The 23,592-nt window shown below is 73.9% G+C and carries 22 protein-coding genes; 15 read left to right on the top strand and 7 right to left on the bottom strand.

The features are described from left to right. Positions 1–72: 72 nt before the first annotated feature. The 4 genes from ABZ801_RS08780 to ABZ801_RS08765 all read right to left on the bottom strand — a co-directional run bounded on the left by ABZ801_RS08780 (position 73) and on the right by ABZ801_RS08765 (position 5,239). On the bottom strand, positions 73–1,695 hold the full coding sequence (locus ABZ801_RS08780; RefSeq protein WP_360694674.1) for an AMP-binding protein: 1,623 nt from the start codon (positions 1,693–1,695) through the stop codon (positions 73–75). An 81-nt stretch (positions 1,696–1,776) separates the two neighbouring features. Continuing rightward, positions 1,777–2,853: a hypothetical protein gene (locus ABZ801_RS08775; RefSeq protein ID WP_360694671.1), complete on the bottom strand. Its 1,077-nt coding sequence runs from the start codon at positions 2,851–2,853 to the stop codon at positions 1,777–1,779. Further along, the gene (locus tag ABZ801_RS08770; protein WP_360694668.1) at positions 2,850–3,929 is read right to left on the bottom strand and encodes an LLM class flavin-dependent oxidoreductase; all 1,080 of its coding nucleotides are present in this window, start codon (positions 3,927–3,929) and stop codon (positions 2,850–2,852) included. Before ABZ801_RS08770 ends, ABZ801_RS08775 begins: the two co-directional genes overlap by 4 nt. Positions 3,930–4,069: 140 nt before the next feature. Beyond that, on the bottom strand, positions 4,070–5,239 hold the full coding sequence (locus tag ABZ801_RS08765) for a lysylphosphatidylglycerol synthase transmembrane domain-containing protein (protein ID WP_360694665.1): 1,170 nt from the start codon (positions 5,237–5,239) through the stop codon (positions 4,070–4,072). Between the two features lie 143 nt (positions 5,240–5,382). Here ABZ801_RS08765 and ABZ801_RS08760 point away from each other — a divergent pair, with 143 nt between their 5' ends. Continuing rightward, positions 5,383–5,787, top strand: a complete 405-nt coding sequence (locus ABZ801_RS08760; protein ID WP_360694662.1) for an HAD family hydrolase — start codon at positions 5,383–5,385, stop codon at positions 5,785–5,787. 81 nt (positions 5,788–5,868) lie between these two features. On the opposite strand, the gene ABZ801_RS08755 is transcribed toward ABZ801_RS08760, so the two are convergent. The 3 genes from ABZ801_RS08755 to ABZ801_RS08745 all read right to left on the bottom strand — a co-directional run bounded on the left by ABZ801_RS08755 (position 5,869) and on the right by ABZ801_RS08745 (position 7,376). Beyond that, positions 5,869–6,222, bottom strand: coding sequence for a hypothetical protein (locus ABZ801_RS08755; protein WP_360694659.1), 354 nt, complete (start codon positions 6,220–6,222; stop codon positions 5,869–5,871). Positions 6,223–6,324: 102 nt separating this feature from the next. After that, positions 6,325–6,801: a ferritin-like domain-containing protein gene (locus ABZ801_RS08750; RefSeq protein WP_360694656.1), complete on the bottom strand. Its 477-nt coding sequence runs from the start codon at positions 6,799–6,801 to the stop codon at positions 6,325–6,327. Next, positions 6,798–7,376, bottom strand: a complete 579-nt coding sequence (locus ABZ801_RS08745; RefSeq protein WP_360694653.1) for a hypothetical protein — start codon at positions 7,374–7,376, stop codon at positions 6,798–6,800. Before ABZ801_RS08745 ends, ABZ801_RS08750 begins: the two co-directional genes overlap by 4 nt. A gap of 203 nt (positions 7,377–7,579) precedes the next feature. On the opposite strand from ABZ801_RS08745, the gene rimP reads away from it, so the two are divergent. The 14 genes from rimP (at position 7,580) to ABZ801_RS08675 (ending at position 23,586) form a co-directional block, all read left to right on the top strand. Next, positions 7,580–8,299: a ribosome maturation factor RimP gene (gene rimP / locus ABZ801_RS08740; RefSeq protein ID WP_360694650.1), complete on the top strand. Its 720-nt coding sequence runs from the start codon at positions 7,580–7,582 to the stop codon at positions 8,297–8,299. A gap of 25 nt (positions 8,300–8,324) precedes the next feature. Next, positions 8,325–9,491 (top strand): transcription termination factor NusA, encoded by a 1,167-nt coding sequence (gene nusA, locus ABZ801_RS08735; RefSeq protein ID WP_360695684.1) that lies wholly within the window; start codon positions 8,325–8,327, stop codon positions 9,489–9,491. After that, positions 9,457–9,786 (top strand): YlxR family protein, encoded by a 330-nt coding sequence (locus tag ABZ801_RS08730; RefSeq protein WP_344948484.1) that lies wholly within the window; start codon positions 9,457–9,459, stop codon positions 9,784–9,786. The genes nusA and ABZ801_RS08730 overlap by 35 nt, the downstream gene beginning before the upstream one ends. Before the next feature lie 119 nt (positions 9,787–9,905). Next, positions 9,906–12,896, top strand: a complete 2,991-nt coding sequence (gene infB, locus ABZ801_RS08725; protein ID WP_360694646.1) for a translation initiation factor IF-2 — start codon at positions 9,906–9,908, stop codon at positions 12,894–12,896. A 297-nt stretch (positions 12,897–13,193) separates the two neighbouring features. Then, complete coding sequence (locus ABZ801_RS08720; RefSeq protein ID WP_344942604.1) at positions 13,194–13,502, top strand: DUF503 domain-containing protein; 309 nt, start codon at positions 13,194–13,196, stop codon at positions 13,500–13,502. 97 nt (positions 13,503–13,599) lie between these two features. Beyond that, positions 13,600–14,082 carry a 30S ribosome-binding factor RbfA gene (rbfA, locus tag ABZ801_RS08715; RefSeq protein WP_344942607.1) on the top strand — a complete coding sequence of 161 codons (483 nt, stop codon included), beginning with the start codon at positions 13,600–13,602 and terminating at the stop codon, positions 14,080–14,082. After that, entirely contained in the window at positions 14,075–15,490 is a 1,416-nt protein-coding gene (locus ABZ801_RS08710; protein ID WP_344942610.1) for a DHH family phosphoesterase, read from the top strand. The genes rbfA and ABZ801_RS08710 overlap by 8 nt, the downstream gene beginning before the upstream one ends. Further along, positions 15,487–16,371, top strand: coding sequence for a tRNA pseudouridine(55) synthase TruB (truB, locus tag ABZ801_RS08705; RefSeq protein WP_344942612.1), 885 nt, complete (start codon positions 15,487–15,489; stop codon positions 16,369–16,371). The genes ABZ801_RS08710 and truB overlap by 4 nt, the downstream gene beginning before the upstream one ends. A 162-nt stretch (positions 16,372–16,533) precedes the next feature. Beyond that, on the top strand, positions 16,534–17,493 hold the full coding sequence (locus tag ABZ801_RS08700; RefSeq protein WP_344942616.1) for a bifunctional riboflavin kinase/FAD synthetase: 960 nt from the start codon (positions 16,534–16,536) through the stop codon (positions 17,491–17,493). A 257-nt stretch (positions 17,494–17,750) separates the two neighbouring features. After that, entirely contained in the window at positions 17,751–18,020 is a 270-nt protein-coding gene (gene rpsO, locus ABZ801_RS08695) for a 30S ribosomal protein S15 (protein WP_344942619.1), read from the top strand. A 318-nt stretch (positions 18,021–18,338) separates the two neighbouring features. After that, positions 18,339–20,708 carry a polyribonucleotide nucleotidyltransferase gene (locus tag ABZ801_RS08690; protein ID WP_344942766.1) on the top strand — a complete coding sequence of 790 codons (2,370 nt, stop codon included), beginning with the start codon at positions 18,339–18,341 and terminating at the stop codon, positions 20,706–20,708. Between the two features lie 183 nt (positions 20,709–20,891). Beyond that, positions 20,892–22,217 (top strand): pitrilysin family protein, encoded by a 1,326-nt coding sequence (locus ABZ801_RS08685; protein ID WP_360694639.1) that lies wholly within the window; start codon positions 20,892–20,894, stop codon positions 22,215–22,217. Between the two features lie 47 nt (positions 22,218–22,264). Beyond that, positions 22,265–23,005, top strand: coding sequence for a 4-hydroxy-tetrahydrodipicolinate reductase (dapB, locus tag ABZ801_RS08680; RefSeq protein WP_360694636.1), 741 nt, complete (start codon positions 22,265–22,267; stop codon positions 23,003–23,005). Beyond that, entirely contained in the window at positions 23,005–23,586 is a 582-nt protein-coding gene (locus ABZ801_RS08675) for a transglutaminase family protein (protein WP_344942769.1), read from the top strand. The genes dapB and ABZ801_RS08675 overlap by 1 nt, the downstream gene beginning before the upstream one ends. The last annotated feature ends 6 nt before the right edge of the window (positions 23,587–23,592 follow it).

Here is a 23,592-nt window from a genome sequence, read left to right as displayed (position 1 = left end):
GCCGGTGTCCACGTCGTCCGGCCTCCGTTCGGACACCGTTCCGCAACCGTTCCGCAACCGTTCCGCGGCCGGTCAGGGCTCCTTTCCGGCGGCGCGGGCGTGCAGCGCCGGCTTGTCGATCTTGCCGTTGGGGTTGACCGGCAGCGCGTCCAGCAGCACCACCCGGCGCGGCACCTTGTAGTTGGACATGTTGGCGCGGGCCCAGGCGATGATCTCCGCGGGGTCCGGGGACGTCCCCGGCGGCGGCACCACGTAGGCCCAGCCGACCTCGCCCTGCCGCTCGTCCGGCACCCCGATCACCGCGGCCTGCGCGACGAGCGGGCAGCGCAGCAGCAGGCCCTCGATCTCGGCGGGGTAGGCGTTGAACCCGGAGACGATGAACATCTCCTTCTTGCGGTCGACGATCGCCACGTTGCCCGCCTCGTCCAGCGTGCCGATGTCGCCGGTGTGCAGCCAGCCGTCGGCGTCGACCGCCTCGGCCGTACGGGCCGGATCGTCCCAGTAGCCGCGCATCACGCCGTAGCCGCCGACCAGGATCTCGCCGCGCTCGCCGGGCGGCAGGTCCTTGCCGTCGTCGTCGACGATCCGCACGCTCACCCCGGGCACGGGGCGTCCGGTGGAGCCCGCGATCACCTCGACCGGGTCCTCGGGCCGGGTCATCGACACCACGGTGCCCTCCATCAGCCCGTACGCGTTGATCATGCGTTCCAGGCCGACCCGGTCGACCAGGCGGCGGATCAGCTCGGGCGGCACGGCCGCCGCCCCGCAGATCGCCACCCGCAGCGACGAGACGTCCCGTCCCGGCAGCTCGTCCAGGATCTTGAAGAACATGGGCGGGGCGCCGGCCAGGACGCTGACGCGGTTGCGCTCGATCAGGTCCATCAGCTCGTCCGGCCGGAACACCGCGATCGGCATCATGGTGGCGCGGCGCAGCACGCAGGCCAGCAGCCCGGCGTTGATGCCGAAGCCGTGCGAGAACGGGGCGATGACCGGGTACCGGTCGCCCTCGCGCAGCGTGACGATCTCGGCCCAGTCCCAGTAGCCGCGCAGCAGCTGCTCGTGGTGCAGCATGACGCCCTTGGGCGCGCCGGTGGTGCCGGACGTGGCCATGATCTCGGCGAGGTCGTCCGGGCCGACGGCGGCGGCCCGCTCCTCGGCCGCCTCCACCGGCACCGACGAGCCGTCCGCGAGGAACTCCCGCCACGCCGCCACGCCGGGACGGGCGGGGGCGCCGCCCGGCGGCAGGACGACCACGTGGGCGAGGTCGGGCAGGTCGCGGTAGGGACGGCCGTCCGCCGGCTCCCCGGCGACGCCGGCCAGCATGCCGAGCTGGGAGACGTCCATGAAACCCTCGGCGACCAGCAGCACCCTGGCGCCCGCCTTGCGGAGCATCTCGCCCGCCTCGATGCCCCGGAACCGCGTCGACAGCGGCGCGATGATCGCCCCGGCGTCCCAGATCCCGTACGCGGCGACCACCCAGTCGGGGGTGTTGGGCGCCCACACCGCCACCCGGTCGCCGGGGGAGACGCCCAGCGCGATCAGGCCCCGCGCCACCGCGCGGGCGCGTTCGGCCAGCTCCGACAGCGTCAGGGAGACGTCCCCGGCGCGTACCACCTCCACGTCCCCGTGCCGGGCGGCCTGGTCCCGCAGCATCCGCGGGATCGTTCCCCAGGCGGGTACCGGTTCCAACTGCATCGCGCCTCCTCCGGAGAGAGGACCCCTCCGCCCCGCGGCGGGTCGCGGCCGTGGGGCGGAGGAGAACGGGGGGTGGACCGCCTAGGAGAGCTGCGCGCGGTCCCGGCCGAGGTGGTGGCCGCGCAGGTCGGTGACGGTGCCGGGCCGCCGCTCCTCGGCGACCTCCTCCTCGACCACGACGTCCACGGTGACCGGGGTCAGCGCGTACAGGGCCTGCGCGATCCGCTTCTTCCACATCGGGTTGGCGACGAGGGTGTCGCGGTTGAACGTCACGTGCAGGGCGGCGGCGTCGAGCGTGCCGTCCCGGCTGATCCGCAGGTCCCACCGGCTGACCCCGTCGATCCGCGCCAGCGCGGCCGCGATCTTGGGCACGGACAACCAGCGGCCGCGGACCAGCACGTGCTCGCCGACCGTGTGCGCGGGCGCGGGCACGCCCTGCTCGCCGCCCGCCAGCCGCACCGCGTGGCCGGTGCGCAGCGTCGCCGCGCCGAGCGTGGCGTGCCAGGACGGTGTGACGACCAGCTCCGCGGCGCCCTCGCCGTAGGGGGCGTCCAGGAGCACGTCCTTGTCCGGCGGCGCCAGCCCCAGCAGGCCGTCGCGGACGGGGGAGAGCGTGGGGGCGGACGGCGCGCGCTGCGCCAGCGGCACCCCGAAGAACGGGTCGGCGTACAGCTCCCGCACCGAGGCGTCGAACTCGTCGGCGAGCTGCGCGCCGGCGTTGGCGGACGGGATCTCGCCCACCAGCAGGATGTGCCGCAGCTCCAGGTCCAGCGGGTCGAGCAGGAACTCCAGGTGCAGCCGCGCGAGGAAGTCCATGGCGCCGGTCGGGGTGGCGACCAGGGCGGTGGCGCCGACGCTCTCCAGCGCGGTGTGCAGGCGCATCCGCCCGCGCGGCCCGACGGACGCGGCGGCCCCCGCGACCCGCGCGGCGGCCTCGGCGATCAGCGCCCCGGCCGGTTCGCCGTCGTTGTTGAGCGCGACGACGACGCGGTCGTCCGCGCCGACGCCCGCCGCCGCCAGGGTCTGCGCGGCAAGGTCCAGCGCGGCGGCGCGGTCGCCGGCGCCCAGCGGGACGACCAGTTCGCCTTCCGGGGAGACCGACAGCAGCCCGGCGGCGGACCGTCCGGCCGGGAAGGTGCTGCGGGTGGGCCAGCTCACTGCGCCTCCTGCGGGACGACCTCGCGCATGAACAGCTTCATCGAGTTGCAGACGTGCTCGTGGGCCAGGCCGCCGACCTGGGCCTGGAGGATGAGGTCGGTGGCGCCCGCCGCCCGGATGCGCTCGACGGCCCGGCGCGAGCCCTCGACGTCGTCGATGACGACCATGGTCTCCTCGCGCAGGACCGCCATGGCCTCGTCGGGCGGCATGCCCGCGGCCTGCTGGCCGAGCACCCGGTGGGTGGCGTGCCGGGCGTCGGTGTAGTCGGGCGGGGCGACGAGGTTGACCTGGCGGCGCAGGTACCACAGGACGGGGTCGGCGGCGGTGTCCACGGCCTCCTGCTGGCTGGGCGCGACGTACCAGGGGATCATGAGCGCGACGCGGCGGGTGGCGGGGTCGAAACCGTGCTCGGCCAGGCACTGCTTGTACTTGGCGATGTCGTCGGCCACGTCGCTCAGGCCCTTGAGCATCGTCATGCCGAGCAGGTTGTAGCCCTTGCGCGCGGCGGCCAGGTAGCCGTCCAGCGAGGTGGAGGCCACCCACACCGGCGGATGCGGCTCCTGCGCCGGCCGCGGGTACACCGAGACGCCCGGGATCTCGAAGTACTCGCCGGACCGGGTGACCGGCTGCCCGTCGGCGTTCCAGATCTCCAGGACGGCCTCCAGCGACTCCTCCCAGATCCGCCGGGACTGCTCGAACGGCCGCTGGAACGCCTGGTACTCCAGGGGGGAGGCGCCGCGTCCGGTGCCGAACTCCACCCGGCCGCCGCTGATCACGTCCAGCGTGGCCACCCGCTCGGCGGTGCGGATCGGCGACTGGAACGGCAGCAGCACCACGCCGAGGCCGAGCCGGATGCGCTCGGTGCGCTGGGAGATCCCGGCCAGCACCAGGTCGGGCGCGGAGGAGTGGGAGAACCCCCGGGTGAAGTGGTGCTCGACGAACCAGGCGGTGTCGAAGCCGAGGCCGTCGGCCAGCACCACCTGGTCCATGACGTTCTCGAACGCGCGCCGTTCGACCTCGCGGGAACGCCCGCGCACCTCAAGTTCGTAGCCAAGGCTGACCCGTAGGGACGTCATCGAGCCTCCGGTGATGATGCTCTGCTCGCCAGGTGACCAAGCGTTTAACCAAGCGCTCGCTTGGGAGATTAGCAGCAGGGCACCATCGCAACAAGGCGCGAAGGCGAAGGAGGAGGGGGCTGAAGGCGTGCTGGAGGGGCTCAGCCGTTGCGGGGCTCGGCGCCGCGCATGCCCGGCGGGACCGAGTAGGGCAGCAGCAGCACGACCGACGAGCAGCCCCGCAGCAGCGCGTCGCCGAGCGCGGCCAGCCGCCGCCGGGTGCCCTCCGACAGGCGCGGCCCCTCGTGCAGGACGACCCACGCCAGCCACCCGACCGCCACCACGCCCCAGTACGACACCAGCCGGTAGAGGCCCACGGCCGCGCCGGCGGGGATCAGTGCGGCACCGAACGCCACCAGCGCCCCGGCCATGCTGCTCTCGATCGCGCCCAGCCCGCCCGGCAGGACCGGCAGCACGCTGCCCGCCGCCTGCGCGGCGAAGTAGGCCAGCACCACCGCCTGCGGGGCGAGTTCCACGCCCACCGCCAGGGCCGCCGCGTGCAGGGCCACGATGTCGAACACCCAGTTCAGCATGGCCAGCACGACCAGCGCCGCCCAGTCGCGCCGGGACGGGCGCAGCACCTGGCGCCCCTCCCACAGTCGTTCGACGTAGGGGGCGATCCGGCGATGCCCGACCACCCGGCGGACGCACCGGCGGCCGAACGCCACGATTCGGGCGCGCACGCCCGCCCGCAGCGCGGCCACCGCCACCGCGCCGGCCAGGACCGCGGCCGCGCCCAGCGCCAGCAGCACCGGCGTCCGGGCGCGCGGATCGGCGATCAGAGCCGCCAGGCCGATGACCGTGTACGCGGTCGTGGTGATGACCCCGCCCAGCAGGATCACCGCAGTGGCCAGCCGCGCCGAGGCGCCGCTGCGCCGGAACTGCCGGAAGGTGTAGACGACGCTCAGCGCGGGCCCCGCGGGCAGCGTGGTCGACAGCGCGTTGCCCGCGTAGGTGACGGCGAACGCCCGGCGCAGCGAGATCCGCAGCCCGCCGATGCGGAGCAGCCGCCGCTGCAGCCGCGCGAACGCGCCCATCGACCCCGCCGCCGCCAGCACGGCCACGGCCAGCCAGCCGGGCTCGGCCCGGCGCGCCGCGCCCCACATGGCGCCGAAGTCGGGTAGGCGATCACGGAACGCCGCCAGCGCGCCCACGGTCAGGGCCAGCACGCCCAGCTGCACCCAGATCCCGCGCCGCCGCGACGACGGCTCCGGCGCGACCGGCGCGCTCTCCCGCGCGGCGGGAGCCGGCGCGGTGACGACGTCGCCCATGACCCGCTCCCCTCCGCGAAGGCCCACACCGCCGTGACTGCGGCAACCGCTTCGACGCCGACAGCATTCCCGTTGAAGGCAGACGAAATCCGGATATTTGATCTCCACCCCGTGCCGTCGGACGCGGCGGTTACCCTCCGGCCATGGCGATAGCAGCGGTGATCTTCGATTGGGGCGGGACCCTCACCCCCTGGCACAACGTCGAGCCGGCCGACATCTGGCGGCGGATCTGCGCCGCCCACCTGCCGCCCGAGCGGGCCGAGCGCGCGGCCGCCGCGCTCGCCGAGGCCGAACTGCGGCTGTGGCGGCGCGGCGAGGACGAGCACCGCAGCGCCACCCTGGCCGAGGTGTTCGCCCTGGCCGGGCTGGAGGCCACCGAGGCCCTGCTCGGCACCCTCTTCGACGTCTGGACGCCGCACACCCGCACCGATCCCGACGTGCCCGCCGTCCTGGCCGCCCTGCGCGAGCGCGGCATCAAGGTCGGGGTGCTGTCCAACACGATGTGGTCACGCGACCTGCACTCCCACATCAACGCGTGGCACTCCTGACCCCGGGGATCCGTACGCCCATGCCGTGTGTGTGGGGGGGAGAGACCACGGCGGCCGGTGCGCCCGGCCGCCGTGCGGGTGTTATCGCGAGCCGTCCGAGCGCGCGGCGTCCGCCTTGGGGGCGGGCAGGGCCTTGGGCCCCGCGGGAAGGCTGCGCCTCTCCTCGCCCGCCCGGCCCTCCAGCGCGGGCACGTCGTCCGGGCCTTCGACGGCGAGGTCCGGGAGATGGCGCGCGGCGGCGGCCAGCAGCTCCTGGACGCGGGCGGTCAGGCTGGCCAGGTTGGCGCGGGCGACGTAGGCCTCCTCCTTGGCGCGGTGCGCCTGGCGCCGGGCCTCGTCGCGCTCGGCCGCGAGCTGGTCGATGCGCGCCCGGTACACGGCGCGCAGCTCCTCCAGGCTCGCGGCGAGGGTCTCGCGATGATCAATAACGGTCATACCGGTCAAGCTCCCCCGATCTCCCCAGTACTCCTGCAATCCGGGTGAACGATCACTCGGGGCGAAACTGTTCCCGAAGGTCGCCGCGGCAATCCGAGTCGTTCAGCCGGGCTCGGCGCCCGGCCGCTGCCTGGGCGTCAGGGCAGACGGCGGCAGGCCCGGGAACGCCGCGCCGTTCGCCCGCGGCAGGCCGGCGCCGTTCCGCCAGCGCACCGAACGGGCCACCGCCTCCTGCATCGCCCGGGCCGCCAGCGTGCGCAGCGCGGCCTCCGGCGCACCGGCCAGCCCCGCGTACGCGGTCACCACGCCGTCCTCCAGCGCGGCGGCCAGCTCGGCGGCGGTACGCGCCGAGGTGACCCGCACGGGCAGGCGGTAGGCGGGCGCGGCCGCCACCGGACGGGCGCCGCGCTGGGAGATCCGCGCCATCAGCCGGTCGCGCTGCAGCCGGTGGGCGTCCCAGTGGGCCGTGGCCGACCGGCGCAGCGCGCCGCGCAGCCGGGCGCCCACCACCCCGTAGCCGTACACGGCGGCGTGCTCGGCCTTCAGCGCCTCCTGCAGGGCGTCCACCGAACGGCTCACGCGGACCCCGCCAATGCCGCGGCGTGCCCGGCCTCGCAGGCGCCGATGCTGGCCAGAAGCTGGGCCAGCCCCGGGCCCGCACGGCCCACCTCGGCCGCCCGGGCGGCCGCGGCTCGGCTCTCGGCCTGGCGCAGCGCGGCCAGCGCGCCGGACGGGTCGCCGGGGACGCGCTGCGCCACGGGCGAGGGAGCCGGCGCCGAGCTCGCGAGCCGGCCGGATCCGGGCACGTAGTGGCGGCGCAGCACGGCCAGATGCTCGCGATGGTGGGCCAGGGCGGGGTCGATCCGTGGCGCCAGGTCCGCGTGGGCGCCGCGCGCCGCCTCGTACAACGCGATCAGATCCTGCTCGGCCGCGATCGCGCCGACCAGGATCGTCAGCTCGGGATCGAGCGCGGGGGGCGCGGCGGGCTCGCGGCCGCAGCCGCCCAGCGCGGGAAGGGCGATCCCGGCGGTGCCCCCCAGCACCGCCCGCCGGGACACCGTGCTGGCCTCGGGCAAACGTGTCTCCCAGACCTCGTGGGGGACGACCCCCGGGATGGTGTGGCGAGGACGGGCCGCGACGAGTCTTCTGCTCATCAGGCCAGCTCAAGCATTCCATATCCGGCGCGCCGGTGACCTGTCCGAAAGAGCGCTGAGGTGTCCGGCTGTCGATAGTCTTGAGTTGTCAACGGACACGCCGCGGTTTCAGAACGACAAACTGGAGGTCCCATGGGCGTGGAGTCCGGCCCCAACGCTCAGCGGGGCCGCGCCGGCGTCTCGTGCGCGCGTGGAGGACGGTCATGAGCGGGCCGAGCCGTGAGGAGGCCGTGGCGCAGCTGACCCGGGTGCTCGGGCCGGCGGTGGCGGACGCGGGATTCGACCTGGAGGAGGTCGACGTGCGGCCCGCCGGGCGGCGCCGGCTGGTGCGCATCGTGGTGGACGCCGACGGCGGGGTCAGCCTGGACGACGTGGCCGAGCTGAGCCGGCGCGCCTCCGACCTGCTGGATGAGAACGACGTGATGGGCACCGCGCCCTATGTGCTGGAGGTCACCTCGCCCGGCGTCGACCGTCCGCTCACCGAGCCGCGGCACTGGCGGCGCGCCAGCGGGCGGCTGGTGGTGGCGCCGCTGACCGCGGGCGGCCAGATCGAGGGCCGGGTGGTGTCCGCTGACGACGAGGCGGTCGTCATCGACGTCGTCACCTCCCAGGAGCCGGACGGCGCGGGAGGGTCGTCCCCCGCCAAGGGGCGTTCCTCCGCGAAGGGCACCGGCAGGCGGGGCAAGGGGTCTGGGGGTGGGCCCGTGTCCGGCGGGGTGACCAGGCGCCGTTTCGACTTCCAGGAGCTGGGGCGCGGCCGGGTGCAGGTGGAGTTCCGGCGGGCGGACGACGACGCCGGGGACGGCGCGTCCGAACCCGAAGGGCCGGCGGGTGCGGGGGATCGTTCCCCCGCGGGCAGGAAAGCCCCCCGCGGCTCCGCCGACGAGGCCGAGGAAACGCGTTCGCCGGCCGAGCCGGACTAGAGGGGGGAGCCTCGTGGACATCGACATGACCGCACTGCGCAGTCTGGAGAGCGAGAAGGACATCTCGCTCGACGTGGCCGTCAAGGCCATCGAAGACGCCCTGCTGATCGCCTACCACCGCACCGAGGGGGCCGCGCCCAAGGCCCGGGTGGAGCTCGACCGGCAGACCGGGCACGTCACGGTCTGGGCGACCGAGACCGACGAAGAAGGAAACGCCGTCCGGGAATACGACGACACCCCGACCGGTTTCGGACGTATAGCGGCGACGACCGCCAAGCAGGTCATCCTGCAGCGGTTGCGCGACGCCGAGGACGAGCTGACGTTCGGCGAGTACGTCGGTCGCGAGGGCGACATCGTCTCCGGCATCATCCAGCAGGGCAAGGACCCCCGCAACGTCCTGGTCGACCTCGGCAAGATCGAGGCGATCCTGCCCCCGCAGGAGCAGGTGCCGGGCGAGTCCTACGACCACGGCGAGCGGATCCGCGCCTACGTGGTGCAGGTCCGCAAGGGCCATCGCGGCCCGTCGGTGCAGCTGTCGCGCACCCACCCCAACCTGGTGCGCAAGCTGTTCGCCCTGGAGGTGCCCGAGATCGCCGACGGCACCGTGGAGATCGCGGCGATCGCCCGGGAGGCCGGCCACCGCACCAAGATCGCGGTGCGGTCGCGCAAGCCCGGGGTGAACGCCAAGGGGGCGTGCATCGGCCCGCTCGGCAGCCGCGTCCGCAACGTCATGCACGAGCTGCACGGCGAGAAGATCGATATCGTGGACTGGTCGGAGGACCCGGCCGAGTTCGTGGGCAACGCGCTGTCCCCGGCGCGGGTGTCGGCCGTGGAGGTGGTGGACGAGGGCGGCCGGGTGGCCCGGGTGATCGTCCCCGACTACCAGCTCTCGCTGGCCATCGGCAAGGAGGGGCAGAACGCCCGGCTGGCGGCCCGGCTCACCGGCTGGCGGATCGACATCCGCTCCGACACCGAGCAGGGCGGCGCCGAGCGGTCCGGGGCCGAACGACCCGGGGCCGGGGCCGAGCAGCCCGAGCGGTCCGGAACGGAGCGTTCCGGTGCCGCGGCGCAGGCCGGAGGCACCGGCGAAGCCCCGGGGACACAAGCCCCGAAGGCGGCCGGAACCGGCGAATCAGGATCGACTACATCAGGAGAGCATGCGACAGGTCCCGCCGACGCCTCGGCGCGGTAGACTCGTGTCACGCGAGCGGGCGGCTCCACTGCGTACGTGTGTGGGCTGCCGGGTTCGCACGGCCAAGTCCGAGTTGCTGCGCCTCGTGGCGGTCGAGGGCGTGATCGTCCCCGATCCTCGTGGGCGGATGCCGGGCCGGGGCGCACATCTGCACCCCGATCCCGGATGTCTCGAGCTCGCAGAGCGGCGTCGGGCGTTCCCCCGGGCTTTCCGCCTGGCGGGGCCGCTCGACACCTCCGCGCTGCGAGCGCGGCTTGCGGCGCGGGACGCGCGGCAGCAGGATGGCCAACGGTAAGCGACGTCTAGTCGGAAGCAGGTCGAGATTGCTATGAGCGCTCGATGAGCACGCCGCGATGAGTACGGCAAGGTAACGACGGTCCGGAGGCCGCACCCCCGGACCGAGTAGGGAGTGCAGTGGCGAAGGTCCGGGTTTACGAACTCGCCAAGGAGTTCGGTGTAGAGAGCAAGGTCGTCATGGCCAAGCTCCGTGAAATGGGCGAGTTCGTCCGTTCGGCGTCCTCCACGATCGAGGCGCCGGTCGTACGCAGGCTCACAGAAGCCTTCTCAGACAACGCGTCCGGCAAGAACGCGTCCAAGCAGGGCGACCGCAGGGTCGCCCCGCGCAGGCCCTCGGCGCCCGACGCGCCGCGGCCCAACGCGCCCCGCCCGGGTCCCCCCGGCGCGCAGGGCGCTCGTCCCGCGCCGCCGCGTCCGGCGGCGCCCACGCCGCGTCCGCCCGCGCCCAAGCCGGGCCCGGCGGCCGGCCCTCGTCCCGGTCCGCGTCCCCCGGTGCCGCCCGCGCCGGGCCAGCGCCAGCCGGGCCAGCAACAGCAGCCCGCCCCGCAGCAGCCCGCCGGGCAGCAGCCCGCCGCGGCGCAGGGCGGTCCCGCGCCGACGCCGCGGGCGCCGAAGGCTCCCGGTGGCGCGCCCTCCGGCGGCGCCCCCAAGCCGGGTCCCCGGCCGCCCAAGCCGGGCCCGCGTCCCGGCCCCCGTCCGGGTGGCCGCGGCGCCCCGGGCGGTCCGCGTCCCGGTAACAACCCGTTCAGCTCGACCAACACCGGCATGGGCCAGGCGCCCAAGCCGGGTCCGCGTCCGGGCCCGCGTCCCGGCGGCGACCAGCGCGGCGGCGACCGTCCCGGCGGCCCGCGTCCGGGCGGCGGCGCGCGTCCCGGCGCGCCCGGCGCCGGCGGCCCGCGGCCGAGCCCGTCGAACATGCCGCCGCGTCCGGCCGGTCCGCGGCCGAGCCCGATGAACATGCCGTCGTCCCGGCCCGCCGGTGCCCCCGGACGCGCGGGCGGTCCCGCGCGCGGCGGTGGCGGCGGTCGTCCCGGCGGCGGTCGTCCCGGCGGCGGCGGCGGTGGCGGCCGTCCGGGCGGTGGCGGCGGCGGCTTCGGCGGCCCGCGCACCGGTGCCGGCGGCCGTCCCGGCGGTGGCGGCGGCTTCGGCGGTCCCCGTCCGGGTGGCGGCGGCCGCGGTCGCGGCGGCACGCAGGGCGCCTTCGGGCGTCCCGGCGGGCGTCCGGCCCGGGGCCGCAAGTCCAAGCGGCAGCGGCGCCAGGAGTTCGTCGACAGCATGCAGGCGCCGGCGATCGGCGGCGTGCAGGCCCCGCGGGGCGGCGGCAGGACGATCCGCCTGCCGCAGGGCGCGTCGCTGACCGACTTCGCCGAGAAGATCGGTGCCAACCCGGCCTCGCTGGTGCAGATCATGCTGCACCTGGGCAAGATGGTCACCGCGACCCAGTCGGTCAACGAGGAGGACCTCAAGCTGCTGGGCATCGAGCTGGACTTCGACGTCCAGATCGTCAGCCCGGAGGACGAGGACCGCGAGCTGCTGGAGTCGTTCGACATCGAGTTCGGCGAGGACGAGGGCGGCGAGGACAACCTGCGCCCGCGTCCGCCGGTCGTGACCGTCATGGGTCACGTCGACCACGGTAAGACCAAGCTGCTGGACGCCATCCGGCACGCCAACGTCCAGGCGGGCGAGGCCGGCGGCATCACCCAGCACATCGGCGCCTACCAGGTCGAGACCGAGGTCGACGGCGAAGAGCGCAAGATCACCTTCATCGACACCCCGGGTCACGAGGCCTTCACCGCCATGCGTGCCCGCGGCGCCGACACCACCGACCTGGTGGTGCTGGTGGTCGCCGCCGACGACGGCGTCAAGCCGCAGACCACCGAGGCGATCGACCACGCCACCGCGGCGGGGGTGCCGATCGTGGTCGCGGTCAACAAGGTCGACGTCGAGGGCGCCGACCCGCAGCGGGTGCGCGCCCAGCTGACCGAGTACGGCCTGGTCGCCGAGGAGTTCGGCGGGCAGACCCTGTTCGTGGACGTGTCGGCCAAGCAGCGCACCAACATCGACGGGCTGCTCGAGGCGATCATCCTGACCGCCGACGCCGAGCTCGACCTGAAGGCGAACCCGGACATGCCCGCCCAGGGGTCGGCCATCGAGGCCCACCTCGACCGCGGCCGGGGCGCCGTGGCGACCGTGCTGGTGCAGCGCGGCACGCTGAAGGTCGGCGACTCGATCGTCTGCGGCGTGGCGCACGGCCGCGTGCGGGCGATGCTCGACGAGAACGGCAAGAACGTCGAGGAGGCGCCGCCGTCGCGTCCGGTGCAGGTGCTCGGCCTGACCGCCGTGCCCAGCGCGGGCGACAGCTTCCTGGTCGTCGACGACGACCGGGTCGCCCGGCAGATCGCCGACAAGCGCGAGGCGCGCAAGCGCAACGCCGAGCTGATGCGCACCCGCCGCAGCATGTCCCTGGAGGACTTCATCAAGCAGGGCGAGCGGCAGGAACTGCTGCTCATCCTCAAGGGCGACGTGTCCGGCTCGGTGGAGGCCCTGGAGGACTCGCTGCTGAAGATCGACGTCGGCGAGGAGGTCACCCTGCGGGTGATCCGCCGCGGTGTCGGCGCGATCACGCAGGACGACGTCAACCTGTCGCTGGCCTCCGACGGCGCGGTGATCATCGGCTTCAACGTGCGGGCCGAGCGCAACGCGCAGGAGATCGCCGACCGCGAGGGCGTGGACATCCGCTACTACTCGGTCATCTACCAGGCGATCGAGGAGGTCGAGGCGGCCCTCAAGGGCATGCTGAAGCCGGAGTTCGAGGAGGTCCAGCTCGGCACCGCGGAGATCCGCGAGATCTTCAAGGTGCCGCGGATCGGCAACGTGGCCGGTTCGATGGTCACCTCGGGTGTCATCCAGCGCAACGCCAAGGCGCGGCTGGTCCGCGACGGCGTCGTGGTGGCCGACAACCTCACCGTGTCGTCGCTGCGCAGGTTCAAGGAGGACGCGACCGAGGTCCGCGAGGGCTTCGAGTGCGGTATCGGCGTCGGCTACAACGACATCAAGCTCGGTGACGTCATCGAGTGCTTCGAGATGCGCGAGAAGCCGCGCGACTGACACTCGCGACCGAACCGACCGAACCGAGTCGCGCGAGCGAGGACGGGCCGCGGGCCGTGGCGACACGGCCCGCGGTCCTGTTCCCGAAAACCGCGTGACAGGACGCCGGGTGGATCTTCTACCCTTGCGTCATGACGGCCGCCGGGCCCCCGACCGGCAGCCGGGCCGCGTCGCCGTGACCGGTCCGGCACCGCCCGCGGGGAGGGCGCCGTCGCCCCCGGCCCGCTCCGGACGCAGCGTTCCCGCGGGGCGGCCTCCACACCCCGCACGCGCGCGGGGTCATATCGACTACCCGAGGTGACCGACCAGGTGTACGTGGGTGCGCTGACGCTGGATCTGCTGCTGGGCGACGTGCGTTCGCTGAAACAGAAGCGGTCGGTCGTGCGTCCGATCATCGCCGAGGTGAACCGGCGGTTCCCCGCGGTGGCCGTCGCCGAGACCGGCGCGCTCGATCTGCACCGGCGGGCGGAGATCGCGGTGGCGGTGGTGTCGGCCACGGCGGGCAACTGCTCGCAGGTGCTGGACGACTGCGAACGGCTCGTCGCGGGCCGTCCGGAGATCGAGCTGCTGTCGGCCAGACGGCGGCTGTTCAACGACGAAGACTGAGCGGGGGCGCGGGGGCGCGGTGCCGAGCCCCGCGGGCCGGGCGCGAGATCCCCGCGTCGCCCCGGCCCTGCCAGGACCATAGAAAAGGAGTGCGACCATGGCGGACGCAGCCCGGGCGCGCAAGCTCGCCGACCGCATCCAGCAGATCGTCGCCGAGATGCTGGAGCGGCGGATCAAGGACCCTCGGCTCGGCTTCGTGACCGTGACCGACACCCGCGTCACGGGCGATCTGCGCGACGCCACGGTCTACTACACCGTCTACGGCTCGGAGGGCGAGCGCAAGGAGACCGCCGCGGCGCTGGAGAGCGCCAAGGGCGTGATCCGGTCGGAGGTCGGCCGCAAGACCGGCATCCGGCACACGCCGAGCATCACCTTCGTCCCGGACGCCGTGATCGAGAACGCCGCGCACATCGACGACCTGCTCGCCAAGGCCCGCGCCAAGGACGCCGAGGTGGCCCAGGCCGCCCGGTCGGCCACACCGGCGGGGGATGCCAACCCCTACCGCACGGGTGAGGCCGATGAGGAGCCCGACGGCACAGACGGCGGGGACGGCGCGGCGGGACACTCGTCAGATGACTGAACCGGAGGGGCGCGCGAGGCGCTCGGCCCTACTCGGTGCGACCCCGCCGCACCTTCGCTGGGGCCCGCAGAGCCGGCCCGGGGAGACGACCGCGCAGGCCTCCCAGCCCGCGACGCCGCCCGAGCCCGGTCTGCCCGCCATGCCGTGGGAGGGCTGGATCGCCGCCGCGCGGGGCGGTGCCGGTCTGCCCGAGGGCGCCGAGACCTGGTCCGAGGTCGAGGCCCTGGGGCCGTGGGAGGGGCCGTACGCCGAGGTGATCCGGTGCGCCGCCGGGCGCCGGTGCGGCCCCGGGGCCGAGCGTCGCGCCGCCGCGCCGTGCGCGCGGTCGGGCGGCGGTGAACCCGGTCGCGGCGAGTCCGGCCGCGGCGACGCGCCGGCCCGCTGGTCCGGCCCCGACTGGGACCGCGCGGTCGAGCTGATCGGCAAGGCCGACGAGATCTGCCTGGCCTGCCATGTGACCCCCGACGGGGACGCGCTGGGCTCCATGCTGGCGCTGGCCCTGGCGCTGCGGTCCCTGGGCAAGCAGGTGCTGGCCTCGTTCGGCGAGCCGTTCACCGTCCCGTCGAGCCTGCGGTTCCTGCCCGGCCAGGACCTGCTGGTCGAACCGTGGCGGATGCCCGCCGCCCCGCAGCTGATGATCGCGCTGGACACCGCGGCGGTGGACCGGCTGGGGTCGCTGGCGTCGCGGGCGCGCACCGCCGCGACGCTGATCGTCTTGGACCACCACGCGGCCGGCGGCGGGTTCGGCCCCTGCGGGCACGAGCAGGTCCGGCTGGTCGACCCGGACGCGGCGGCCACCGCGATGCTGGTGGACGAGCTGATCCGCCTGCTGCGCGTCCCGCTCACCCGCGACATCGCCCTCGGCCTGTACGCGGGCCTGGCCAGCGACACCGGATCGTTCCGGTACCGGTGCACCACGCCCGCCGTGCACGCGATGGCGGCGCGGCTGCTGGAGGCGGGGGTGCGTCCCGACGAGGTGAGCCGCGAGCTGTGGGACCGCGCGTCGTTCGGCTACCTGCAGGTGCTGGCGGGCGCCCTGGGCCGGGCCCGGCTCGACCGCGACGCCGCTGGCGGCCTGGGCCTGCTGTGGACGGCGATCAGCCGGGCCGACCGCGCCGACCGCGGCGTCCCCTACGACCAGCTCGAAGGCGTCATCGACCAGCTTCGGCGGGCCGACGACGCCGAGGTCGCGGTGGTGTGCAAGCAGACCGACGAGGGCGACTGGTACGTCTCCACCCGGTCCCGGGGCCGGGTCGACGTGGGCGGCGCCTGCGGCGAGCTCGGCGGGGGCGGGCACCGCACCGCCGCGGCGTTCACCGCCACGGGCGAGCCCGCCGACACCATCGACCGGCTGCGCGCCGTGCTGCGCGGCCCCGGCGACCAGCGGACCCACGGGGGAGCAGGGTGAGCACCGGCGCACAGATCTCAGGGCTGGTCGTCGTCGACAAGCCCGCCGACTGGACCAGCCACGACGTGGTCGGCCGCATGCGGCGGCTGGCCGGCACCCGGCGGGTCGGGCACGCCGGCACCCTCGACCCGATGGCCACCGGCGTGCTGGTGGTCGGCGTGGGCGCGGCGACCCGGCTGCTGGGGCATCTGGCGCTGACGGAGAAGGGCTACGACGCCACGATCCGGCTCGGCCAGTCCACCAACACCGACGACGCCGAGGGCGAGATCACCGCCGTCGCGTCGGCCGCGGACGTGACCGACGAGGCGCTGCGCGCCGGGGTCGCGGCGCTGACCGGGCCGATCAGCCAGGTGCCGCCGCAGGTCAGCGCGATCAAGGTGGACGGGAAACGCGCCTACAAGATGGCCCGCGAGGGCAAGGAGGTGGCGCTGGCGGCCCGTCCGGTGACGGTGCACGCGTTCACCGTCACCGGCGTGCGCCGCCACGGTGACCTGGTGGACGTGGACGCGTCCATCACCTGCTCGTCCGGCACCTACATCCGGGCGCTGGCCCGCGATCTGGGCGCCGCGCTCGGCTGCGGCGGCCACCTGACCGCGCTGCGCCGCACCCGCGTCGGCCCCTACGACCTGGCCATGGCCCGCACGCTGGACCAGCTCGCCGAGAAGCTGGAGATCCTGCCGATGGCCGAGGCGGTGGCGGCCGCGTTCCCGCGCCGCGAGGTGTCGGCCGACGAGGCGCGCAAGGTCATGCACGGCGGGCGGCTGCCCGCGGCGGGCCTGGGGCCGGGGCCGGTCGGGGTGTTCGCGCCCGACGGGACGCTGCTGGCGCTGATGGAGGAGCAGGGCAGGGTGGCCAAGCCGCTGGCCGTCTTCGTCCCGTAGCGGGTCGCCCGGCCATTGTTGCCCCCGAGTAAACTCTTCGCGGTCCGGCGGGTGTCGTCGTCGTGAGGCGGCCCCCTCGGTCGTGTGGCGGGGCCGCGCATGGCAGTCTGTGATGCGACAGGAAAGACCGGGCAGGCAGGTTCCGACGCAGGGGAGTGCATGGTGCGGCGCTGGCATGGCCTCGACGAGGTTCCCGCCGACTGGGGCAGGTCGGTCGTCACCATCGGCGTGTTCGACGGCGTCCACCGCGGGCACCAGCGGATCGTCGGCCGGGCCGCCGAGCTGGCCCGCGCGCGCGGCCTGCGGTCGGTGGTGATCACCTTCGATCCGCATCCCGACGAGGTCGTCCGGCCGGGCACCCATCCGCCGCTGCTGGCGACCACCGGGCGCCGCATCGGACTGCTGGAGGGCCTCGGCACCGACGCGGTGGTCGTGGTGCCGTTCACGCTGGAGCTGTCGAAGGTGCCGCCGGACGAGTTCGTCCAGTCGGTGCTGGTCGACCGGCTGCACGCGGCGCACGTGATCGTCGGCGAGGACTTCCGGTTCGGCCACCGGGCCAAGGGCGACGTGGCGCTGCTGCAGGAGCTGGGCGAGAAGTACGACTTCACCGCCGAGGGCATGCCGCTGGTGGCCAACGGCGACACGATCTCCTCCAGCTACATCCGCTCCCGGCTGGACGCGGGCGACGTCGAGAGCGCCGCGCACGCGCTGGGCCGCCCGCACCGCGTGGAGGGCGTGGTGGTGCGCGGGCACATGCGGGGACGCGCGCTGGGGTTCCCCACCGCCAACCTGGAGACGCTGCCGCACACCGCGATCCCCCGCGACGGCGTCTACGCCGGGTGGCTGGTGTGCGACTCCGACCGCTACCCGGGCTTCCGCTGGCCCGCCGCGATCTCCATCGGCACCAACCCCACGTTCGAGGGCACCGGCGAGCGCACCGTCGAGGCGTACGCGCTCGACCGCGACGACCTGGACCTGTACGGCGAGCACATGGCCGTGGACTTCCAGGCCCGCCTGCGCGACACGCTGAAGTTCGACTCGGTCGAGTCGCTGATCGAGCAGATGCACCGGGACGTGGAGCGCACCCGCGAGATCACCGCCACCGCCCCGGACGCGAGTTAGGCCGGAGGGCGGCACCGGCCGGGACGCCGGCACGGGTCACGCGGCCCGCACGGGGCGAAGCCGGACGATCACCGTCCGTCGGGGACGGCGACCGGTGCACAAGCCGGGCATGGTACGGTGAAGAGTCGCCGGAACCATACCGGCCGGTGGGCTGCACCCTCATGCGGCTCGCCCCCTTATTCCTGAACGCATCATGCGGACCCGAGCGCCCGCCAGGGTGCGGGATCTGCGGATGACGATCTCATTGAAGGAGCCACGTGCCGCTCGACACCGCTACCAAGCAGAAGATCATCGCCGAGTACGCGACCGCTGAGGGTGACACCGGATCCCCGGAGGTCCAGGTCGCGCTGCTGACCAGGCGGATCAACGATCTGACCGAGCACCTCAAGGAGCACAAGCACGACCACCACAGCCGCCGCGGCCTGCTGCTGCTGGTCGGCCAGCGTCGCCGGCTCCTGAAGTACCTGCAGAACAAGGACATCAACCGCTACCGGCGGCTGATCGAGCGTCTCGGTCTGCGCCGCTAGGACGGTGGGGGAGCGGCTCGCTCGGGGCCGCTCCCTCCGACTTTTTCCGCCCGGCGGGAGTGAAACCGCCTCCGGCCGGATAACTGAACACAGAAAGAGCCTCGCGGACATCCCCCTGGTGCGGGCCGGTCCTCGGTAGTGGCTCCCGGATCATGCCTCCGCCGGAGACGGGTGGGGGACGCACGACTACGTGGGACGATCCGGGCGCTTCGATCGAAGACCGGCACAGCGCGACATCCACGGGAACCGGGCCGCGAGGGCGCACGAGAAACCAAGGAGATTCCCGTGACCGAGATTCCCGTGAGCCAGGGCGCGCGCATGGAAGGGGCGCACAGCTCCCAGGCCGTGATCGACAACGGACCGCTCGGCATCCGCGTCGTCCGGTTCGAGACCGGCCGGCTGGCCCGCCAGGCCGCCGGCTCGGCCGTCGCCTACCTCGACGACGAGACGATGGTGCTGTCGGCGACCACCGCGTCCAAGAAGCCCAAGGAGAACCTGGACTTCTTCCCGCTGACGGTGGACGTCGAGGAGCGGATGTACGCCGCCGGGCGCATCCCCGGCTCGTTCTTCCGCCGTGAGGGCCGGCCGTCCGAGGACGCCATCCTCACCTGCCGGCTGATCGACCGGCCGCTGCGCCCGTCGTTCGTCAAGGGGCTGCGCAACGAGATCCAGGTCGTGGCGACGATCCTGTCGCTGCACCCCGACCACCTGTACGACGTGGTGGCGATCAACGCCGCGTCGCTGTCCACCCAGCTGGCCGGGCTGCCGTTCTCGGGCCCGATCGGCGGCGTGCGCGTCGCGCTGATCGACGGCCGCTGGGTCGGCTTCCCCACCCACCCCGAGCTGGAGCGGGCCACCTTCGACATGGTGGTCGCCGGCCGGGTGCTGGAGGACGGCGACGTCGCGATCATGATGGTGGAGGCCGAGTCCACCCGCGACACCCTGGCCCTGGTGGCCGACGGCGCCGTGGCCCCCACCGAGGAGACGGTGGCCGAGGGCCTGGAGGCCGCCAAGCCGTTCATCGCCGCCCTGTGCAAGGCGCAGGCCGAGCTGGCCGCCAAGGCCGCCAAGCCGACCGCCGAGTACCCGCTGTTCCCCGACTACCAGGACGACGTGCTGGAGGCGGTCAACGCCACCGCGGCCGCCGAGCTGACCGAGGCGCTGACGATCGCCGACAAGCAGACCCGCGAGAACCGCCTGGACGAGATCAAGGCGTCCGCGCTGGAGAAGCTGGCCGCCGACTTCGAGGGCCGGGAGAAGGAGATCCCCGCGGCGTTCCGCGCCCTGACCAAGCGGCTGGTGCGCGAGCGCATCATCCGCGACGGGGTGCGCATCGACGGCCGCGGCGTCAAGGACATCCGCAGCCTGGCGGCCGAGGCGCACGTGATCCCGCGGGTGCACGGCTCGGCGCTGTTCGAGCGCGGCGAGACCCAGATCCTGGGTGTGACGACGCTGAACATGCTGCGCATGGAGCAGACGATCGACACGCTCAACCCCGATCGCACCAAGCGCTACATGCACCACTACAACTTCCCGCCGTACTCCACCGGTGAGACCGGCCGGGTCGGCTCGCCCAAGCGCCGCGAGATCGGGCACGGCGCGCTGGCCGAGCGGGCGCTGATCCCGGTGCTGCCGAGCCGCGAGGAGTTCCCCTACGCGATCCGGCAGGTGTCGGAGGCGGTCGGCTCCAACGGCTCCACCTCGATGGGCTCGGTGTGCGCGTCCACCATGTCGCTGCTGGACGCGGGCGTGCCGCTCAAGGCGATGGTGGCCGGCATCGCGATGGGCCTGATCCACGAGGGCGGCGAGTACGTCACGCTGACCGACATCCTCGGCGCCGAGGACGCCTTCGGCGACATGGACTTCAAGGTCGCCGGCACCCGTGACGTGATCACGGCGCTGCAGCTGGACACCAAGCTGGACGGCATCCCCGCCCAGGTGCTGGCCGCGGCGCTGCGCCAGGCCCGGGGCGCGCGGCTGGCGATCCTGGACGTGATGGCCGAGGCGATCGAGGCGCCCGCGGAGATGAGCCCGAACGCGCCGCGGATCATCACCATCAAGGTTCCGGTCGACAAGATCGGCGAGGTGATCGGCCCCAAGGGCAAGATGATCAACTCGATCCAGGACGACACCGGCGCCGACATCACCATCGAGGACGACGGGACGATCTACGTCGGCGCCACCGACGGCCCGTCCGCCGAGGCCGCGCGGCAGGCGATCAACGCGATCGCCAACCCGCACATGCCCGAGGTGGGCGAGCGGTACCTGGGCACGGTCGTCAAGACCACCGCCTTCGGCGCGTTCGTGTCGCTGCTGCCCGGCAAGGACGGCCTGCTGCACGTCTCGCAGATCCGCAAGCTGCACGGCGGCGCCCGGATCGAGAACGTCGAGGACGTCATCAAGGTCGGCGAGAAGATCCAGGTCGAGGTGACCGAGATCGACCAGCGCGGCAAGCTGTCGCTGGTGCCGGTGGACGTCGTCGAGCGCGAGACCGCCGAGCGCGAGCAGGCCGCGGCCGGTTCCGACGCCGGCGACGACGACGGTGACGGCGAGGTCGCCGTGGCCGAGACCGCCGAGCCGACCGAGGACGGCGGCGCCTCCGAGTCCGAGGGCGGCGAGCGCCGGCGTCCGCGCCGTCGCCGCACCCGCCGCAGCGGAGGCGACGACGCGGCCCAGCGCAACACCTGACCGTATGGGGGGCGACCCCCATACCCCCGTCAGTCGGTCAGGCGGTCCGCGCTCCGCTGGAGCCTCGCTGCGGTCGCCTGACCTCCCGACCGGCCTCCCCCTACTCTTGGGGTGGCCGGTCGGCCCGTTTCGACCCGGCGCGAGGCGCCGGATCGTCCGCCCCCGAGTGAATGCGAGCGACACGTGACCCTGGCGGCGAGGGCGCAGGAGCCCGGAACGACCCAGACCATCCACCCCGGCACCGACGGTTCCGGCCCGGTCAAGCGGACGGTGCTGCCCGGCGGGCTGCGCGTGGTGACCGAGTCGATGCCGACGGTGCGTTCGGCGGCGTTCGGCATCTGGGCGGGCGTCGGCTCCCGAGACGAGGCCCCCGCCGACGCGGGCGCCAGCCACTACCTGGAGCACGTGCTGTTCAAGGGCACCGCGCGCCGGTCCGCGCTGGAGATCTCCGCCGCGGTCGAAGCGGTCGGCGGCGACCTGAACGCCTTCACGTCCAAGGAGTACACCTGCTACTACGCGCGGGTGCTGGACTCCGACCTGCCGCTGGCCGCCGACGTGGTGTGCGACATGGTGGCGTCCTCGCTGAACCGGCCCGAGGACGTCGAGGCCGAGCGCGGCGTGATCCTCGAAGAGATCCACATGCGCGACGACGACCCCGGCGACCTGATCCACGACGAGTTCGCCGCCGCGCTGTACGGGGACGAGCCGCTGGGCCGTCCCATCCTGGGCACGGTCGAGTCGATCAACGCGCTGACCCGGGACCGCATCCACGGCTACTACCGCGAGCGCTACGTCCTGCCGAACCTGGTCGTGGCGGTGGCGGGCCGGGTCGACCACGACGAGGTCGTCCGGCTGGTGCGGGAGGCCTACGCCGACCGGCTGGCCGGCGACGAGCTGCCCAACCCGCCCCGGCTGGGCGGCGAGCCCGTCTCGGTGTCCCCGTCCGTCCGCGTGCTGGACAAGGACACCGAGCAGGCCCATCTGGTGCTCGGAGGCGCCGGCGTCGCCCGCGGCGACGACCGCCGGTTCGCGCTCGGGGTGCTGAACGCGGCGCTGGGCGGCGGGATGTCGTCGCGGCTGTTCCAGGAGGTCCGGGAGAAGCGCGGCCTGGCGTACTCGGTCTACAGCTACACCTCCCAGTACGCCGACAGCGGCGTCTTCGGCGTGTACGCGGGCTGCCAGCCCGGCAAGGTCGACGAGGTGCTGTCCATCTGCCGGGACGAGGTCGCGTCCGTGGCCGAGCGCGGACTGACCGAAGAGGAGCTGGCACGCGGCAAGGGGCAGCTGCGCGGCGGCATGGTGCTGGGCCTGGAGGACACCGGCTCGCGGATGAGCCGCATCGCCAAGAGCGAGCTGGTGTACGAGTCGCTGCTGGCCGTCGACGAGGTGCTGGCCCGCATCGACGCCGTCACCCTGGACGACGTGCGCGCGGTGGCCCGCGACGTGCTGGCCGGGCCGCAGGCCCTCACCGTCATCGGCCCGTTCGGCGACCGCGACTTTACCCTCTGACCTGCGGCTGGGATAGGCTCGGTCACCGGTCCGAACAGGAGGAGAACGTGATCAAAGTCGGGGTGCTGGGCGCGCGCGGACGCATGGGCGCCGAGGTGTGCCGGGCCGTGGAGGGCGCGGACGACATGGAGCTGGTGGCCGCCGTCGACCAGGACGACGTGCGCGACCCGCTCGCCGCCGCCGACGTCGCGGTCGACTTCACCCATCCCGACGCGGTCATGGACAACGTGCGGTGGTGCGTCGAGCACGGCCTGCACGTGGTGGTGGGCACCACCGGCTTCGACGCGTCCCGGCTGGACACCGTGCGGTCCTGGCTGGCGGCGCACGGCAAGGGCAACGTGCTCATCGCCCCCAACTTCGGCATCGGCGCCGTGCTGATGATGCACTTCGCGCAGAAGGCCGCCCCGTTCTTCGAGTCCGTCGAGATCATCGAGCTGCACCACCCGAACAAGGCGGACGCGCCGAGCGGTACCGCGCACCGCACCGCCGAGCTGGTCGCGGCGGCGCGCGGCGAGGCGGGCACGGGCCCCTCGCCGGACGCCACCACCGCCGAGCTCAAGGGCGCGCGGGGCGCCGACGTGGACGGAGTGCGGGTGCACGCCGTGCGCCTGTCCGGCCTGATCGCCCACCAGGAGGTGCTGCTCGGCGGGCACGGCGAGGTCCTCACCGTCCGGCACGACTCGATGAACCGCGAGTCGTTCATGCCGGGCGTGCTGCTGGGCGTGCGTTCGGTCGCCGGGCTGCCCGACCGGCTCACCGTGGGCATCGAGTCGCTGCTCGGGCTGTGATGCGCTTCGCGGGGGAGCCCTGGGACTACCTCGCCGAGGACGAGGCGATCGACCACGAGCATCCGGTGGTGCAGCGGGTCGCCTCCGAGCTGCGCACCGGCGACGACGTCGCCTACGCGCGGGGCGCGTTCGAGTACGTCCGCGACCGGGTGACCCATTCCCTGGACGCGGGCGACCGCCGTGTCACCTGGCGCGCGTCGGACGTGCTGAGCGAGGGCACCGGCCTGTGCTACGCCAAGGCGCACGCGTTCGTGGCGCTGCTGCGGGCGGGCGGCGTCCAGGCGGGGCTGTGCTACCAGCGTCTGCGGGACGGCGACGGCTTCGTCGTGCACGGGCTGGCCGCCGCGCTGATCGACGACCGGTGGGTGCGGCTCGACCCGCGCGGCAACAAGCCGGGCGTCGACGTGCGGTTCTCCGCCATGGAGGACGCGCTGGCCTACCGTCCCGACCCCGCGCTGGGTGAGGAGGACTACCTCACCGTGTACGCCGCGCCGCATCCCGCCGTCCTGGACGTGCTCAGGAGCCACGACGACTGCGTGGCCATGTGCGAGAACGGCCGCCTGCCTTCCACGCTGGAGTGACGCTGC

Origin of the sequence: Actinomadura sp. NPDC047616 (assembly GCF_040642915.1) — a bacterium.
Classification (GTDB): Bacteria; Actinomycetota; Actinomycetes; order Streptosporangiales; family Streptosporangiaceae; genus Spirillospora; species Spirillospora miaoliensis.
The sequence above is the reverse complement of the archived record's forward strand: the minus strand, read 5'-3'. Positions and strand labels throughout refer to the sequence as shown.